Origin of the sequence: Comamonas testosteroni (assembly GCF_014076415.1) — a bacterium.
In the GTDB taxonomy this organism is placed as follows: Bacteria; Pseudomonadota; Gammaproteobacteria; order Burkholderiales; family Burkholderiaceae_C; genus Comamonas; species Comamonas testosteroni_F.
On the sequence record NZ_CP043568.1, the window covers coordinates 2,479,079 to 2,494,109 of the forward strand.

Annotated in this window: 16 protein-coding genes; 12 read left to right on the forward strand and 4 right to left on the reverse strand. The window is 60.9% G+C overall.

The genetic code is table 11. The annotated features are described in order from the left end of the window. Positions 1 to 99 precede the first annotated feature (99 nt). Positions 100 to 879: an SDR family oxidoreductase gene (locus F0P97_RS11315; protein WP_420093910.1), complete on the forward strand. Its 780-nt coding sequence runs from the start codon at positions 100 to 102 to the stop codon at positions 877 to 879. A 42-nt stretch (positions 880 to 921) separates the two neighbouring features. Here F0P97_RS11315 and F0P97_RS11320 read toward each other — a convergent pair whose 3' ends face one another. Beyond that, complete coding sequence (locus F0P97_RS11320; RefSeq protein ID WP_182286784.1) at positions 922 to 1,320, reverse strand: hypothetical protein; 399 nt, start codon at positions 1,318 to 1,320, stop codon at positions 922 to 924. A gap of 232 nt (positions 1,321 to 1,552) precedes the next feature. Beyond that, positions 1,553 to 2,170, reverse strand: a complete 618-nt coding sequence (locus tag F0P97_RS11325; RefSeq protein WP_182286785.1) for an FMN-dependent NADH-azoreductase — start codon at positions 2,168 to 2,170, stop codon at positions 1,553 to 1,555. Between the two features lie 194 nt (positions 2,171 to 2,364). Between F0P97_RS11325 and F0P97_RS11330 the strand changes: the two genes are divergently transcribed. The 7 genes from F0P97_RS11330 (at position 2,365) to F0P97_RS11360 (ending at position 9,126) form a co-directional block, all read left to right on the forward strand. Further along, positions 2,365 to 3,306: a LysR family transcriptional regulator gene (locus F0P97_RS11330; protein ID WP_182286786.1), complete on the forward strand. Its 942-nt coding sequence runs from the start codon at positions 2,365 to 2,367 to the stop codon at positions 3,304 to 3,306. Positions 3,307 to 3,447: 141 nt separating this feature from the next. Next, positions 3,448 to 4,035, forward strand: a complete 588-nt coding sequence (locus F0P97_RS11335; RefSeq protein ID WP_182286787.1) for an RBBP9/YdeN family alpha/beta hydrolase — start codon at positions 3,448 to 3,450, stop codon at positions 4,033 to 4,035. 217 nt (positions 4,036 to 4,252) lie between these two features. Then, positions 4,253 to 5,254: a sulfate ABC transporter substrate-binding protein gene (locus F0P97_RS11340; RefSeq protein WP_003079689.1), complete on the forward strand. Its 1,002-nt coding sequence runs from the start codon at positions 4,253 to 4,255 to the stop codon at positions 5,252 to 5,254. 155 nt (positions 5,255 to 5,409) lie between these two features. Continuing rightward, a complete protein-coding gene (cysT, locus tag F0P97_RS11345) occupies positions 5,410 to 6,267 on the forward strand; it encodes a sulfate ABC transporter permease subunit CysT (RefSeq protein WP_034352054.1) in 858 nt (285 codons plus the stop codon). Position 6,268: 1 nt separating this feature from the next. Further along, positions 6,269 to 7,309: a sulfate ABC transporter permease subunit CysW gene (gene cysW, locus F0P97_RS11350; RefSeq protein ID WP_182286788.1), complete on the forward strand. Its 1,041-nt coding sequence runs from the start codon at positions 6,269 to 6,271 to the stop codon at positions 7,307 to 7,309. A 29-nt stretch (positions 7,310 to 7,338) separates the two neighbouring features. Next, positions 7,339 to 8,466, forward strand: a complete 1,128-nt coding sequence (locus F0P97_RS11355; protein WP_063661045.1) for a sulfate/molybdate ABC transporter ATP-binding protein — start codon at positions 7,339 to 7,341, stop codon at positions 8,464 to 8,466. A gap of 159 nt (positions 8,467 to 8,625) precedes the next feature. Next, positions 8,626 to 9,126 carry a disulfide bond formation protein B gene (locus tag F0P97_RS11360; RefSeq protein ID WP_371878543.1) on the forward strand — a complete coding sequence of 167 codons (501 nt, stop codon included), beginning with the start codon at positions 8,626 to 8,628 and terminating at the stop codon, positions 9,124 to 9,126. Between the two features lie 119 nt (positions 9,127 to 9,245). Here the strand turns inward: F0P97_RS11360 and F0P97_RS11365 are convergent, their stop codons facing one another. Both F0P97_RS11365 and F0P97_RS11370 read right to left on the reverse strand, forming a co-directional pair. Continuing rightward, positions 9,246 to 9,962 (reverse strand): glutathione S-transferase, encoded by a 717-nt coding sequence (locus F0P97_RS11365; RefSeq protein WP_182286790.1) that lies wholly within the window; start codon positions 9,960 to 9,962, stop codon positions 9,246 to 9,248. A gap of 139 nt (positions 9,963 to 10,101) precedes the next feature. After that, complete coding sequence (locus tag F0P97_RS11370; protein ID WP_182286791.1) at positions 10,102 to 10,965, reverse strand: LysR family transcriptional regulator; 864 nt, start codon at positions 10,963 to 10,965, stop codon at positions 10,102 to 10,104. A gap of 113 nt (positions 10,966 to 11,078) precedes the next feature. Here F0P97_RS11370 and bla point away from each other — a divergent pair, with 113 nt between their 5' ends. The 4 genes from bla to F0P97_RS11390 all read left to right on the forward strand — a co-directional run bounded on the left by bla (position 11,079) and on the right by F0P97_RS11390 (position 14,970). Next, the gene (gene bla / locus F0P97_RS11375; RefSeq protein ID WP_182286792.1) at positions 11,079 to 11,984 is read left to right on the forward strand and encodes a class A beta-lactamase; all 906 of its coding nucleotides are present in this window, start codon (positions 11,079 to 11,081) and stop codon (positions 11,982 to 11,984) included. A gap of 196 nt (positions 11,985 to 12,180) precedes the next feature. Beyond that, positions 12,181 to 12,648 carry a sigma-70 family RNA polymerase sigma factor gene (locus tag F0P97_RS11380; protein WP_182286793.1) on the forward strand — a complete coding sequence of 156 codons (468 nt, stop codon included), beginning with the start codon at positions 12,181 to 12,183 and terminating at the stop codon, positions 12,646 to 12,648. Next, positions 12,645 to 13,640: a FecR family protein gene (locus F0P97_RS11385; RefSeq protein ID WP_182286794.1), complete on the forward strand. Its 996-nt coding sequence runs from the start codon at positions 12,645 to 12,647 to the stop codon at positions 13,638 to 13,640. Before F0P97_RS11380 ends, F0P97_RS11385 begins: the two co-directional genes overlap by 4 nt. 109 nt (positions 13,641 to 13,749) lie before the next feature. Further along, positions 13,750 to 14,970 carry an ISL3 family transposase gene (locus F0P97_RS11390; protein ID WP_182284095.1) on the forward strand — a complete coding sequence of 407 codons (1,221 nt, stop codon included), beginning with the start codon at positions 13,750 to 13,752 and terminating at the stop codon, positions 14,968 to 14,970. Positions 14,971 to 15,031: the final 61 nt, after the last annotated feature.

A 15,031-nucleotide genomic window follows, 5' to 3' on the forward strand; every position in this document is an offset into this window, starting at 1 on the left:
CGCTGGGAGCCGGTGCCGCCAAGGGCCTTGCTTGCTGTCTCTTACTTGGGGCCTGCCAGTGTTTGAATGGAAATCGTGAATATGAGTCAGTCTTCTTCAATGGGCTTGCACGGCAAGGTGGTGCTGGTGACGGGCGCCAGCCGCGGCATCGGTGCGGCGATTGCACTGGCGTTTGCGCGTGAGGGTGCGACCGTGGCCGTCAACTACCTGTCCAATGACGAGGCTGCAGCCAGCACCGTGGATGCCTGCCTGGCCGCGGGCCAGGGCTCGGGGGGGGATGCCTGGGCGGTCAAGGCCGATGTGGGATCGCCCGATGCGGTGCAGGGCATGGTGGACGGCATAGTGCGCGAAGCGGGGGGCATCGACATCGTGGTCAACAACGCCTTCAGGCCCTATGCATTCGACCCGGAACGCCGCAGCCGTTTTGAGGATCTGCAATGGGCGGACTATCAGGCACAGTTCGACGGGGCTGTAGGCGCAAGCTTCAATGTCTGCCGTGCGGTGCTGCCGCTGATGCGCCAGCGCGCGCGCGGCAGCATTGTCAATATCGTCAGCAATCTGGTGGAGCAGCCTGTTGTCGCCTACCACGACTACACCACATCCAAGGGTGCTTTGCTGGCCTTCAGCCGCAATCTGGCCAGCGAGCTCGGGCCAGTGGGCATCCGCGTCAACTGTGTGGCGCCCGGTCTGGTCTATCCCACGCAGGGCACACAGGGCAGCAAGGAGTCTTTTCGTGAATCGCTGATGGCGGCCACGCCGCTGCGGCGGCTGGCACGGCCCGAAGATGTGGCAGGGCCGGTGCTGTTCCTTGCGTCGGAACTCAGCGGTTTCATGACCGGGCAACTGCTGCTTGTCGACGGCGGTCTGGTGATGCGCTGAGCTGCCGGGCAGTCAAGGCAAAGCCTGTCTGCCTTCTTGACCTTACTGTTTCGCAGATGCCTGGGCGTGATCCATCGCATCGATGATGGCCACGCCGGTCTGCTGTACGCCGGGGGCGTTGAAGCCCGGGCCAGGCGTGACGGCCGGGTGGCTGAGCAGCTTCTCGGTCATGCTGGGTGGCGCGGCAGGCGCGCTGACCTGTGCGGGGGCTGGCGGCTTGGTGGCTGGCTCGGGAACTGCCTGCTCGGTGGAGTTCAGATAGTCGTTGTAGCGCTTGTAGGCCTGACGGTCGGTACGGGTCTGCTCTTGCTGCTGCGAATGCTTGAGATATTGATAGGCGACCGTACCCAGAATCAGTGCTGCCACCAGAAACGCGGCAATAGCGGTGACGACGAGGTTTTCGTCGGAGCGCTGAGGCGCTTGATGGGTGGCGGTGGACATGGGGCGAGAAGCTGGCATCTGGGAAAACACGTCCGAGTCAACCGGGACTCGGACCTGATAGGTATCGAACTGTTTTCAGAGTATCAAAAACAGCGGGTTCAGGCCTGCAGATCGGCAGTTTTTTCCAGAACTTCAGTCGGAAATGTCCGAAGCCTTGGTCGTGAGCAAGTTTGTTGCGCAAAAAAAGCCGGTACGCCATGGGCGGTACCGGCTTTTGCAGCTCTGCCAGCTATCAGGCAGCAACGGCTTGTGCTTGTTCGATCTGGGCCTTGGCAGCTTCCATGGCAGCAGCCTTGGCGTCGGGGCCCATGGCCACGCCTTCAGCGCGCACGATGGTCACGTCGGTCACGCCCATGAAGCCGAAGATCACCTTCAGATAGCTTTCCTGGTGTTCCATGGCCTGGCCCGCGTCGCTGGTGGAGTATGCGCCGCCGCGAGCGGAAGCGACAATGACCTTCTTGTCGCCGGCCAGGCCCACGGGGCCGGTAGCGGTGTACTTGAACGTACGGCCAGCCTGGGCGATGCGGTCCAGCCAGGCCTTCAGCTGCGAGGGAATGGTGAAGTTGTAGAAGGGAGCGCCCACGACGATCACGTCAGCTGCGAGGAACTGGCTGACCAGGGCTTCGGAGACAGCGTTTTCCTGACGTTCGACTTCGGTGGCAGCGGCCTGGCCGGTGCGAAAGCCCAGAGACTGCGCGCTCAGGTGGCTGGGGGCGCTCACGGCCAGATCCAGGTAGTCCACCTTGGCTTCGGGGTTGGCCTGCTTGAGGCTGGCAACGATATCTGCTGTCAGTGCGCGGGTCACGGAATTGGAGCCAGTGATGGAAGAGTCGATGTGCAGGATTTGCATATTGGTACCTATACCTCTAAAAATGAGTAAGAGAGCACTTCTTGCCCAGCCCGGATGCTGCGTTGCGGCAAAACAGTGATTCGTTTTGAATTGCAATGGGATAGATTGTAGATTTGTTTAGATTCGGCAATAAGTCTGCAAAAATGCGATAGATCGTTCCAAATATCAATTCAATCGAGTCCAAGGATATATGCATGGTGGATCTCAACGACATGCTGTACTTCGTCGAAGTGGTCGAGCGTGGCGGCTTTGCCGCTGCGGGGCGAGCACTGGGCATTCCCAAGTCGCGCCTCTCGCGCCGTGTTGCCGAGTTGGAGGCCCATCTTGGGGTGCGCTTGCTGCAACGCACCACCCGCAAGCTGTCTCTGACGCAAGTGGGGGAGACCTTTCTGCGTCATGGCCAGGCCATGCGCGATGCAGCCTTGGCCGCATCGGATGCCGTGGCCGAAGTCCAGACCGAGCCGCGCGGCACCATTCGTGTGACCTGTCCGGTGACACTCGCGCAGACGGTGCTGGGTGAGCTGATGCCCGAATTCCTCAAGCGCTGCCCGCTGGTGCAGGTGGAGATGCAAGTCACCAACCGCCCTGTCAATCTGGTCGAGGAGGGGGTGGATGTCGCATTGCGCGTGCGTGCCACTCTGGAGGACAGCGGCTCCATGGTCGTCAAGCGACTCGACAGCTCACGCCAGATTCTGGTGGCCAGCCCCGATCTGCTGCAGCGCCAGGGCACGCCCAGGTCGCTGGAGGACTTGCAGTTGCTGGACAGCATGGCGATGACGGCGGTCGACGGCCATTCCAGTCTGCTGCTCGTCGGGCCCGAAGGCAAGGAGCACCGGCTGCAACTGGAGCCGCGCTATGTGGTCGACGATCTGCTGACGCTGAAGTTTGCGGCCCTGGCCGGCAGCGGCATGTGCTGGCTGCCTGACTATATGTGTCAGGACGAACTGACCCAGGGTACTCTGGTGCAGTTGCTGCCGCAATGGGCGCCTCCGCGCGGCATTGTGCATGCGGTGTTTCCCTCGCGGCGCGGGCTGGCGCCGGCAGTCCGGCATTTTCTGGACTTCCTTGGCGAGCGCATGCCGGGCAGCAGCATCTCTGCCGCGCAGAAGGCTGCATCGGCCTCGGCGCCGCATTAGCTTCTGCCCATAAGGTAACAACAAAACATTCGTTGGGATTTGTGCAGGCCCTGCCCACAATGACTGCCTTGTTATCAGATCAGGAGCGCGCCGGGCTTTTTCCTCTCGCCCGGCTGGCGCTCCGAGATTACAGGAGGCAGCATGACATCCCCATTTCGCATCGTGATCGTGCCTGGATGGCGCAACTCCGGTCCAAGCCATTGGCAAAGCCTGTGGGCAGAGCAGCTGGAAGGGGCTGTGCGTGTACAGCAGCAGGACTGGCTGGTGCCGCACCGCGATGCATGGGTTGGGGAGCTGGAGAAAGTCTTGCTCTCCGATGAGCGTCCTGCCGTCATCGTGGCTCACAGCCTGGGCTGCATCACGACCGCGCATCTGGGCGAGGCCGCTGCGGCGTGCGTGCATGGCGCCTTGCTGGTGGCTCCGGCCGATCCCGAGCGCCGAGCCCAGCTGGCCGACTTCGCTCCCGTGCCCTATGCGCCGCTGCCCTATCGCAGCGTGCTGGTGGCCAGCAGCAATGATCCGTTCTGCCCCATACGCCGTGCGGGCGCTTATGCCAGGGCCTGGGGTAGCGAGCTGGTGCGCTTGCAGAACGCCGGACACATCAATATCGAATCGGGCTTTGGCGCCTGGCCGCTGGGACTGGCGCTGCTGCAGTCGTTGACCGAGCAGGGCGGCTGGAATGCCCAGACCTCGGCCCGGCCCTTGCAGTCAGCTGCACTTTCGGCTTGAAGTCCTTGTTCAGTTTTCCGATCATGCTTTTCTTTTGATAGCTGCAGGCGCTTTCTGATAAAGCACTTCCAGCTATTTTTGCATTGGCCTTGCGTGCTGTTTCATTCTTTATATTGAATTTCGGAAAAACAAAGAAAAATATATTCTTTTGAGTTTTAAGGAGTCGTTCGCACAATGTGTACATCTATACACATTGCTCAAGAAAAGGCCGCGAACCATGCATTCCGTGAAGCTCAAGACATTGTTGGCATCCATCGCACTGGCAGCAGCAGGCGCTGCCTCGGCGCAAACTCAGCTGCTCAATGTCTCCTATGATGTGGCGCGCGAGTTCTACAAGGATTACAACGCTGCCTTTATCGCCCATTACAAGAAGACCAAGGGCGTGGACATCAAGGTGGACCAGTCTCATGGCGGCTCCAGTGCTCAGGCCCGCGCTGTCAATGACGGTCTGGCTGCCGATGTGGTGACCTTCAACACGACCACCGATGTGGATTTCCTGGCCCAGAACGGCGTGGTCGCCAAGGACTGGAACAAGAAGTTCCCGCACGATGCATCGCCCACGACATCGACCATGCTGTTCCTGGTGCGCAACGGCAACCCCAAGAACATCAAGGACTGGTCCGATCTGGTGCGTCCCGACGTGAAGGTCGTGGTGGTCAACCCCAAGACTGGCGGCAATGGTCGCTACGCCTATCTGGCAGCCTGGGGCTCGGTGCGTGAAAAGGGCGGCACCGATGCGCAAGCCGCCGAATTCGTGCAAAAGCTCTACAAGAACGTGCCCGTGCTGGGCAAGGGCGGCCGCGATGCGACCAGCATCTTCTTGCAGCGCAATATCGGCGATGTGCTGATCACTTTCGAATCCGAAGTTGTATCCGTGGACCGTGAATTCGGCCAGGGCAAGGTCGACGCCGTCTACCCATCAGTGAGCATCGTGGCCGAGAACCCTGTGGCCGTGGTCGAGCGCACTGTGGCCAAGAAGGGAACCACCCAGCTGGCCACCGACTATCTGCAGTGGCTGTACTCTGACGAAGCCCAGGAAATCGCTGCCAAGCATGCGATCCGCCCTCGCTCCGAAGCGGTGCTCAAGAAGCACGCCGACCAGTTCAAGCCCATCAAGCAGTTCACCGTGGCCAAGTACTTCGGCTCTCTGACCGAAGCGCAGAAGGTGCACTTCAACGATGGCGGCCAGTTCGACAAGCTGTATACCCCCGGTAAGTAACCGGCTCCCCCCTGGGCCGCTTTGCGGCTTTCTCCTCTCCCGCTGAGCGGGAGGGACAACACCCTCGCTGCGGGACGGCCCTTGCTCGATGTTTTCGAGCTGGGCCGTGCTTGATTGACCTTCAGTGAAATCCACCCCCCGTTTCGTCCTTGAATATGTCCTCTGCTGCTCTAGCCCCACGCAAGGCGCGTAGTGCCAAGCGAGTGTTGCCCGGTTTCGGGTTGACGCTGGGCTACACCATTTTCTATCTGAGCATCATCGTGCTCATCCCGCTGGTAGCCCTGCTGTTCAAAAGCTTCTCATTGACCTGGGAGCAGTTCTGGACTGCGGTCTCGGCACCGGCCGTGGTCGCTTCGTATGAGCTGTCCTTCACCATGTCCTTTATCGCAGCCTGTGTGAACGTGGTGTTCGGCATGCTGATTGCCTGGGTGCTGGTGCGTTACCAGTTCCCCGGCAAGAAGGTGGTGGATGCGCTGGTCGATCTGCCGTTTGCGCTGCCCACGGCCGTGGCCGGTATTTCGCTGTCGGCGCTGTATGCGGGTAACGGCTGGATCGGGCAGTACTTCGAGTCGCTGGGCATTCAGATGGCCTACAACCCCAAGGGCATCGCCATTGCATTGATCTTCATCGGTCTGCCTTTTGTGGTGCGTACCGTGCAGCCGGTGCTGGAAGACTTCGAGAAGGAGCTGGAAGAGGCGGCAACCAGCCTTGGGGCATCGCGCTGGCAGATTTTCTACAAAGTCATACTGCCGCATATCGGCCCGGCGCTGCTGACCGGTTTCGCCATGGCTTTTGCGCGCGCCGTGGGTGAGTATGGCTCGGTGATCTTCATTGCCGGCAACATTCCCATGGTTTCGGAAATCACTCCGCTGATCATCATGGCCAAGCTGGATCAACACGATGTGGCGGGTGCCACGGCCGTGGCCGTGGTGATGCTGCTGATCTCTTTTGTATTGCTGCTGCTGATCAACGCACTGCAGGCATGGCAGCGCAAGGCGCAGGGAGGCCGCTGAGATGTCTTCGATTCACGCAGCCATTCAGGCGCTGTTCCCCAATCTGCTGCCCATCTGGGCGCATCTTTTCACCATCGTCGCCATTGCTCTGGTGGTCCTGGTCGCCCTGTACAAGATCACGGCTCCGCCCAAGACAGCAAAGCTCGAGAAAATGACCACGACCGAGCCACGCTGGGTGCGCTGGGTTCTGACCACAGTGGCCCTGCTGTTCATGCTGATCTTCCTGATCCTGCCATTGCTGTCCGTTTTTGGCGAAGCATTGCGCAAGGGCTGGGATGTCTATGTCACCTCGCTGGGCGAGCCCGATGCGATCTCGTCCATCAAGCTTACGCTGATCACGGCGCTGATTGCCGTGCCCTTGAATCTGGTCTTCGGTGTGGCGGCCGCGTGGTGTATTGCCAAGTACGAGTTCAAGGGCAAGGCATTCCTGACGACCTTGATCGATTTGCCGTTCTCCATCTCGCCCGTGGTCGCAGGTCTGATGTATGTGCTGGTGTTCGGTGCCAATGGCTGGCTGGGCCCCTGGCTGGCCGAGCACAACATTCAGATCATCTTTGCCGTACCCGGCATTGTGCTGGCCACCGTGTTCGTGACCTTTCCCTTCATCGCTCGGGAGCTGATCCCGTTGATGCAGGCCCAGGGCAGCGACGAAGAGCAGGCTGCTATCGTGCTTGGAGCCTCGGGCTGGCAGACCTTCTGGAATGTCACCTTGCCCAATATCAAATGGGGTCTGGTCTATGGGGTGATTCTGTGCAACGCCCGTGCCATGGGCGAATTCGGTGCCGTGTCCGTGGTCTCCGGTCATATCCGGGGCCAGACCAACACCATGCCCTTGCACGTGGAAGTGCTGTATGCCGACTACCAGGCGGCTGCCGCATTTGCCGTGGCATCGCTGCTGGCGCTGCTGGCGCTGGTGACGCTGGTGATCAAGTCACTCGCCGAGTGGCGTGCCGAGCAGCAGGCCAAGGCCGCAGCCGAAGCACCACCCGAGCGCCCAGGCCAGATCAGCCTCGCAACGAACAAAACCGCCAAGGCAGCCTGAGCTGCCCGGGTCAGAACAAGAGATTCATCATGAGTATCGAAATTCGTAATGTCAGCAAGCAGTTCGGCGATTTTCAGGCCCTGCGCGATGTGAGTCTGGATATCAAATCGGGCGAACTGATCGCCTTGCTCGGCCCATCGGGCTGCGGCAAGACCACGCTGCTGCGCATCATCGCGGGTCTGGAGACTGCCGACGTGGGTAGCATCCACTTCAGTGGAGAAGACACCACCGATGTGCATGTGCGCGATCGCAACGTGGGCTTTGTGTTCCAGCACTATGCGCTGTTCCGCCACATGACCGTGTTCGAGAACGTGGCTTTCGGCCTTCGTGTCAAGCCGCGCAAGGAACGCCCCAGCGAGGCCGTCATCAAGGAAAAGGTCATGAAGCTGCTCAAGCTGGTGCAGCTGGACTGGATTGCAGAGCGCTATCCGTCGCAACTCTCGGGCGGCCAGCGTCAACGTATTGCACTGGCCCGTGCCCTGGCCGTCGAGCCCAAGGTGTTGCTGCTTGACGAGCCCTTTGGTGCGCTGGATGCCAAGGTGCGCAAGGAACTGCGTCGCTGGCTGCGTCAGTTGCATGACGAATTGCATGTGACTTCCATCTTCGTGACCCACGACCAGGAAGAGGCGCTGGAAGTGGCGGACCGCGTCGTGGTCATCAACCAGGGCAAGATCGAACAGGAAGGCACGCCCCAGCAGGTCTGGGACAACCCCGCCACACCGTTTGTCTATGGTTTCCTGGGCGATGTGAACCTGTTCAAGGGGCGCGCCAGCGATGGCCGAGTCTATCTGGACGAAGGCATGCAGCTCGACAGCAGCGATGCGCGCGGTGCCCAGGACAGCCAGGCTTTTGCCTATGTGCGACCCCATGATCTGGAAGTGGAGCGCTATTCACCGGGCCAGAACCTCGACGCCCAGGGGCGTCCGACAGGCATTGTGGCCCAGCTTTCGCGCGCCATTGTGGTCGGCCCCATCGCCAGGCTGGAACTTATTCCCTCCGAGACCACACCAAATGCCAGCCATGCCGGTGAAGAGGGGCTGATCGAAGCCCAGATTCCCGCACAGCAGTTCAAGGACATGGGTCTGCGCGAAGGTGAAACCCTGGTGGTGACGCCGCGCCGGGCCAAGGTGTTCCTGGATGAGGCGGCTGGGATTTGACACCCTCTGAGGCGCTATGCGCCTTCCCCCTCTCGGGGATCACACAGGGTCGCCGCGAGGCGGCCCTGGCTTGCAGTCTTCTGCGAAGGAGTCATGCAGGCATCAGAGGGCGTTATCCTTGATGTTGGCATGATTCAGAAATTTCGCAGAAAGATAATGATGCTTCAATGGTTTGAAACCGCGCCGCGGCGCATCCTGGCGCTGATCAGCGTCGCCTGTGTGGCCATGCTGGCGTTTGGCCTTTACTTGCAGCATGTGGTGGGCCTGGAGCCTTGCCCCATGTGCATCGTGCAGCGTTATGCACTGATTTTGGTAGCTATCTTCACAGGCTTGGCAAGCCTTAGAGGTCAAAAAGGCTGGTGGATGAGCTTTGGCATTCTGGCCCTGTTGACCAGCGGTTTCGGGGCGTTTGTAGCAGCACGCCAAAGCTGGCTGCAGTGGTATCCCCCCGAGTTCGCGACCTGCGGCCGTGACTTCTACGGCATGATCGAGCACTACTCCTTCAGCCGCTCCATCCCTATGATCTTCCAGGGCTCGGGCGACTGCGCTGCCATTGACTGGACTTTGCTGGGCGGCTCCATTGCCAACTGGTCGTTTGTCTGCCTAGTGGCGTTTGTCGTGATTTTGGCGGTACTGCTGTTCAAGGGCGCGAAGCGCTGAATCTCGTTGATGGCAATGCATTAAAAAACCCCGGCAAGCCTAAGCTGCCGGGGTTTTTTAATGGTTCTGAAACGCTTGCCATAGCTGTCAATCACGCGTTCGCAGCTCTGGTTGCGCCATCAGAGGCTTTCCACACTCTCGCCAACAAATGTCGGCCCCTTGCTGCCCGGCACCCAGCCTGGATAGGTTTCCATGACTTCGGCAAACAGGGCCGAGTCAATCCAGCGTTGCAGCCAATGCTGCAGATGAGGCCATGGCTGCTCGTTCCACTGCGCTTCGTCGATGCGCGCGTACTGCCTTACGAAGGGGCGCAGTGCCATATCGGCCAGGCTGGGGTTCAGGCCGAACAGATAGCCGGTCTCCTCGAGCTGATCGTTCAGTGCCGACAGCCAGGTCAGCGCATCGGCCTGGGCCTGGTTCACTGCCTCGGCGTCGTGGCGCTCGGGGTATTTGCAGCGGTCAAGAGCCTGCTTGAAGAAGCCGTCATTGCGCTCGATCAGGCCCAGCATGTCCTCCAGGCTGCCATGCGTGGGTTGCAGCCAGCCATCGGGGTCGTTGTCGCGCAGCGCATGCAGCATCACCTCCAGGCTCTGGTCGATGACTTTCCCATCCAGCAGCACCAGCACGGGCACCGTGCCCTTGGGCGATGCGTCGAGCAGTGCCTGCGGCTTGTTGCGCAGATTGATTTCACGCAGTTCACAAGCCAGGCCCGCATGGGCCAGCGCCAGACGGGCGCGAATGGCATAGGGGCAGCGGCGGAAGGAGTACAGGACGGGCAGGGTGGCGGCGGCAGTCAAGGCAGGTGTCTGATGAGATGAATGAAACCAAAGCGCCATGGCGCTTGCTGGGCGTGTACTGTACCTGTTGCCCTGAAGCCATGCAGGCCTGTGCGGCTTAGATGTTTTGGAGTGCTCACGGATTGATGGCTTGAAACGATGGGCATGAAACGGTTTGATCCATTAAGGAGAGCTGGTTTCAGTCGGTTTGCAGCTGGGTCATCAGCCATTGTCTGAAGGTCTGCAGGGCGGCGCTGGCCTGGCGTGACTTGAGATAGGTTAGCCAGTAGGCGCCGGTATCGACCTCGTGGGCAAAAGGGCGCACCAGTCGACCCTGCTGCAGCATGTGCTCGAACATGCGCGCGGGCAGCAAGGCCACGCCTGCGCCTTGGGCGGCGGCCTCGGCCAGCGTCAGCGAAGAGTCGAACATGGCTCCACGCGCCATTGGGGCAGCCTGGTCAAGGCCGGCAAACCAGCCTTCCCATTCCTGGGTCCGATAGGAGCGCAGCAGGGTTTGCCGGGCCAGGTCGGCAGGCTCGCGCAGTTGCTGTGCCAGCATGGGGATGCACATGGGAGAGAGCGGAGCGCGCAGCAGCATCTGCGCGTGCGTGCCATGCCAGGCACCGTCGCCAAACCGCACGGCGGCGTCCAGTCCTTCGCCGGCTAGATCCACACGATTGTTATTGGTCAGCAGCCTGAGGTCTATATAGGGATGCAACTGCTGGAACTGGCTCAGCCTGGGGATCAGCCAGCCGATGGCAAAAGTGCCGACTACGCCCACGGTCAGAATTTCGCGTGGTCGTGGCTCTGCCACCTGCTGCAGCGATTGTTCTATGCGCTCGAAGCTCTGCGCTACCACGGGCCACAAAGCCTGGCCTTCGTCGGTCAGGGCCAAGCCACGCGGCAGGCGACGAAACAAAGGTTTGCCCAGGCGTTCCTCGAGATTGCGGATGTGCTGGCTGACGGCGGCCTGCGTCACATGCAGCTCCTGTGCTGCGCGGGTCAGGCTCAGGTGACGGGCGGCTGCATCAAACATGCGCAAGGCGTTCAGTGGTAGCTGCATACCTCAATCAAGATAAAAGTTTTTCTAATGGATCGTGTCAATTATTACTGCTGGTTCGTACGAATCTACCGATTTATGCTTCAAACCATGGCAGTTAACCAAAAGAGGATCTTATGCAACGACGCAGCATGCTGACAACAGGACTGGCCTTGGGCCTAGGGGTCTGGGGACTGAGCGGCTGTGCTTTTATCTCCAAGCAGCAGGCCGCAGCGGCGAGAGCATTGAGCGACGAGCTGGCGGCGCTGGAAATTCAGTCTCGGGGCCGGCTCGGCCTGTATGTGCTGGATACCGTCAGCAGTGCCGAGGCAGGCTGGCGTGGCGACGAGCGCTTTCCCATGTGCAGCACCTTCAAGACCTTGCTGGCAGCACGTGTGCTGTATCTGGCCCAGAGAGACGAGATTCGACTGTGGCGCAAGCTCTATTACTCTCCTTCCGAGGTCGTGGCCTGGTCGCCGATATCCGAAAAGCGTGCTGGAGCCAATGGCGGCATGACGGTGCAGGAGCTGTGCGAAGCGATGGTGCTTGTCAGCGACAACACGGCGGCCAATGTGCTGCTAGAGGCCAGCGGCGGGCCGGTGGCGCTGACGCAATGGCTGCGCGAACTGGGTGACGGCATCACTAGGCTGGACCGCAACGAACCTTCGCTGAACACCGCGCTGCCCGGCGATGAACGCGACACCACGACGCCGCAGGCCATGTTGCAGAGCCTGCAGAAGTTGCTGCTGGGCGATGTGCTGGAGGGCTATGCCCGCGCCCTGTTGCAGCAATGGCTGGTGGACAGCCGTACCGGCGACAAGCGTGTGCGTGCCGGCATGCCCGCCGATTGGAAGGTGGGTGGCAAGACGGGCAGCGGCGAGAGGGGCACGGCCTGCGACACCCTTATCGTCTGGCCTACCGAGCAATCTGCGCCGCTGCTGGTGACAGCCTATCTGACCGGCAGCCAGCTCGATGGTGCGGGGCGTGAGGCCGTGCTGGCCAGGGCCGGTGAAACCGTCAGGCGCTGGTATTACGCGATCTGATCAGCGATGGAGCCGCAGGTTCACCGCCTGTCGCGACGCCGGCTCTGCATCGATGCGAAGAGGCTTTGAGATTGTCTATTAATGAGATTGATTCTTATTATCTGGTAAAGTCTGCGCTTCCCGCCCCGTAGCTGCATGCTTTGCGGCCGATTCCAGAGCCTGGGCGGCATGCCTCGCAAGAGGTCGAGGTGTATCCGTGGTTGCGCACTATTACGCAGAACTCGTCAGTTTCTTTGCTCGCTCGCTCAATAGCCGAGATGCTGCTGCAGATGTGGTGCAGGAAAGCTATGCCCGGGTATTTGCCATGCAGTCGCGAGAGCTTGCGGTGCGGGACTTGCGGGCACTGCTGTTTCGTACCGGCAAGAACATCGTGATCGACGATGCACGCCGCCGCACTGCCGAAGCCTGCATGCTGCAGACCTTGGCCGTGGTGGCTGCGAACGAAGCTCCCTCGCCCGAGCGGCAGGCGCAAGAGAGACAGCAACTGGCCCTGCTGTCTCGCCGTTTGCAGGCCATGCCGCGCAAGCGCCGCGAGGTGTTTGTGCTGGTGCGAATCTATGGCTTCAGCCATGCCGAGGCTGCAGCCCATATGAATATCAGCGAAGCCGCCATTGAAAAGCATGTGGTGCGCGCCGTATGTGATTGCATGGGGCTGACCTCATGAGTGTCGACGTTTCCTTCGGCATGCCGGATCGCAAGCGCCTGGAGCAGGCCTTGTTGCTGATTGCGCGCCAGCATGGCGCAAGTCCTGAAGCGGCGCAGGCTGCGACCGAGGCGCTGGCGCGCTGGCGAGCCAGGGGACCGGCGAACGAACAGGCGGCGCAGGCCGCCATGGCAGCCTGGAAAGCGACGCAATGCAGCGCTTTGCAGGGCGAGATGCCTTTGCCCGCCACTCATTCGGCGCGTGTGCAGCAGACCCGCCGTCGTGCGCTGTCCGTGCTGGGGGTGGCCGGTGTGGCCGGCCTTGCCGGCATGCTCGGCCGCTGGCATTGGCTGCAGCCTCTGGATCAGATGGCGCTGCATACGGGCCATGGCCAGCAACTGAGTCGCCATCTTCCCGACGGCAGCCAGCTTGATCTGGCGCCAGGCACCGATGCATCGGTGCTGCTGTACCGCCAGCGTCGCGAGGTTCATCTGCAGCAGGGCGAAATCCGGCTCAACGTAGTCCATGACGCAGAGCGTCCCCTTGAGGTGCACACGGCCCTGGGCCGCGTACGTGTGCTGGGCACGGTTTTCTCTGTGGCGCTACGGCCCGCCGGCCTGCAGGTCAGTGTTGCTCAGGGGCGTGTGGCAGTGTGGAAGCAGGGCGGCATGGCCGATCGCCCCCCGGACGCGCTCCTGACCGCAGGCCAGGGCCTGCGCGTGGATGCAGGCGGCCAGCCTGCCCCTTACTCCCTGAGCGCGGTGGATGTGGGCGCCTGGCGCGAAGGCTGGCTGGTGTTTGACCACACGCCTCTGCCCGAGGTTGTAGCGCGCTGGAATGACTACCTGGCCCAGCCAATGGTGCTGGACGATGCAGCTTCTTTGCAAGCGCTGCGTTTGACCGGCAGCTTCAAGCTGCGCGAGCCTGCCATTTTCATCGCCAGCCTGCCGCGCTCCCTGCCGGTGCGGCTGCAGTCGCTGCCCGATGGCAGAGTCGCCATCCACCGGCGCTGACGGCAGGCCTGGCAGGCTGAAAATTTGGTTCATCGAGGAATTCCGTGGAGATGAGCCCGTTCGTTTTGTAATCTGACGACAGCGAAGCTGACATCGGAGAACAAATCAAATGCTGGACTCGAAGTTATTGCAGGCTCTTGGCGGCTGGGAGGGCTACGAGGTTGAACGTGTGCAGTGGCCCCAGGGCGATAGCCGCACCGTGTCGATCTATCTGAAGCCGCAGGCCAGCGTCATGCATTGCGAACGCTGCGGTGCGCAGTGCAGCCAAGTCCATGAGACCACGACACGGCGCGTGCGCGATCTGGCATTGTTCGAGTACAAGGTGGTGCTGCATGTGCCGCGTCGGCGTCTGTGGTGCGATAGCTGTGGTGGCCCGCGCCTGGAGAAACTCAGCTGGCTCGGTCGCTACCAGCGCGTCACAGACCGTCTGGCACAGGCGTGCAGCCAGTTGCTTCGCAGCAGCAGCATCAAGGCAGTCGCGGCCTTCTTCGATCTTGGGTGGCACACGGTCAAGTCCATCGACAAGACCTTATTGCTGGCCACTACCGCGCAGCCGCAATGGGAGCGGATCGAATACTTGGCAATGGACGAGTTTGCGTTGCACAAGGGCCATCGCTACGCCACAGTCGTCATCGACCCCATCAGCCGGCAGGTGCTGTGGGTGGGGCAAGGGCGCTCACGCGAGACGGCCCGCCAGTTCTTCGAGCAGTTGCCCGTTGGCGTTGCCCAGCGCATTCGCGCGGTTGCTATCGACATGACTACTGCCTACGAGCTGGAGATCCAGGCCAACTGCCCCAACGCCGAGATCGTCTATGACCTGTTCCATGTCGTGGCCAAGTATGGCCGGGAGGTTATCGACCGAGTGCGTGTCGATCAGGCCAACTTGCTGCGCCAACAGCCCTTGGCGCGCAAGGTGCTCAAGTCCAGCCGCTGGTTGCTACTGCGCAATCGCAACAAGCTGCAGGCTCAACAAGCAGTGCAGCTCAAGGAGCTGCTGGCGGCCAATGAGCCATTAATGGCGGTATACGTCTTGCGCGATGAGCTAAAACAGCTGTGGTTTTACCGTCGTCCGGCTTGGGCGCATCGCGCCTGGCAGCACTGGTGTGAGCAAGCGCGCCAAAGCGGTATTACAGCACTGAGCACCTTTGCTCAGCGCTTGCAAAGCTACCTGCACGGGATCATCGCCCGATGCCGGCATCCGTTGAACACAAGTGTTGTCGAGGGCATCAACAACACCATCAAGGTCATCAAGCGCCGGGCCTATGGCTACCGCGATCAGGACTATTTCTTTCTGAAGATTCGCGCAGCCTTCCCCGGTAATGCGCGATGAACCGAAAATTTTTTGTCCGGTACAAGCCGTTTCATGCGTCTTCACTGTGAAAGCACTTTGA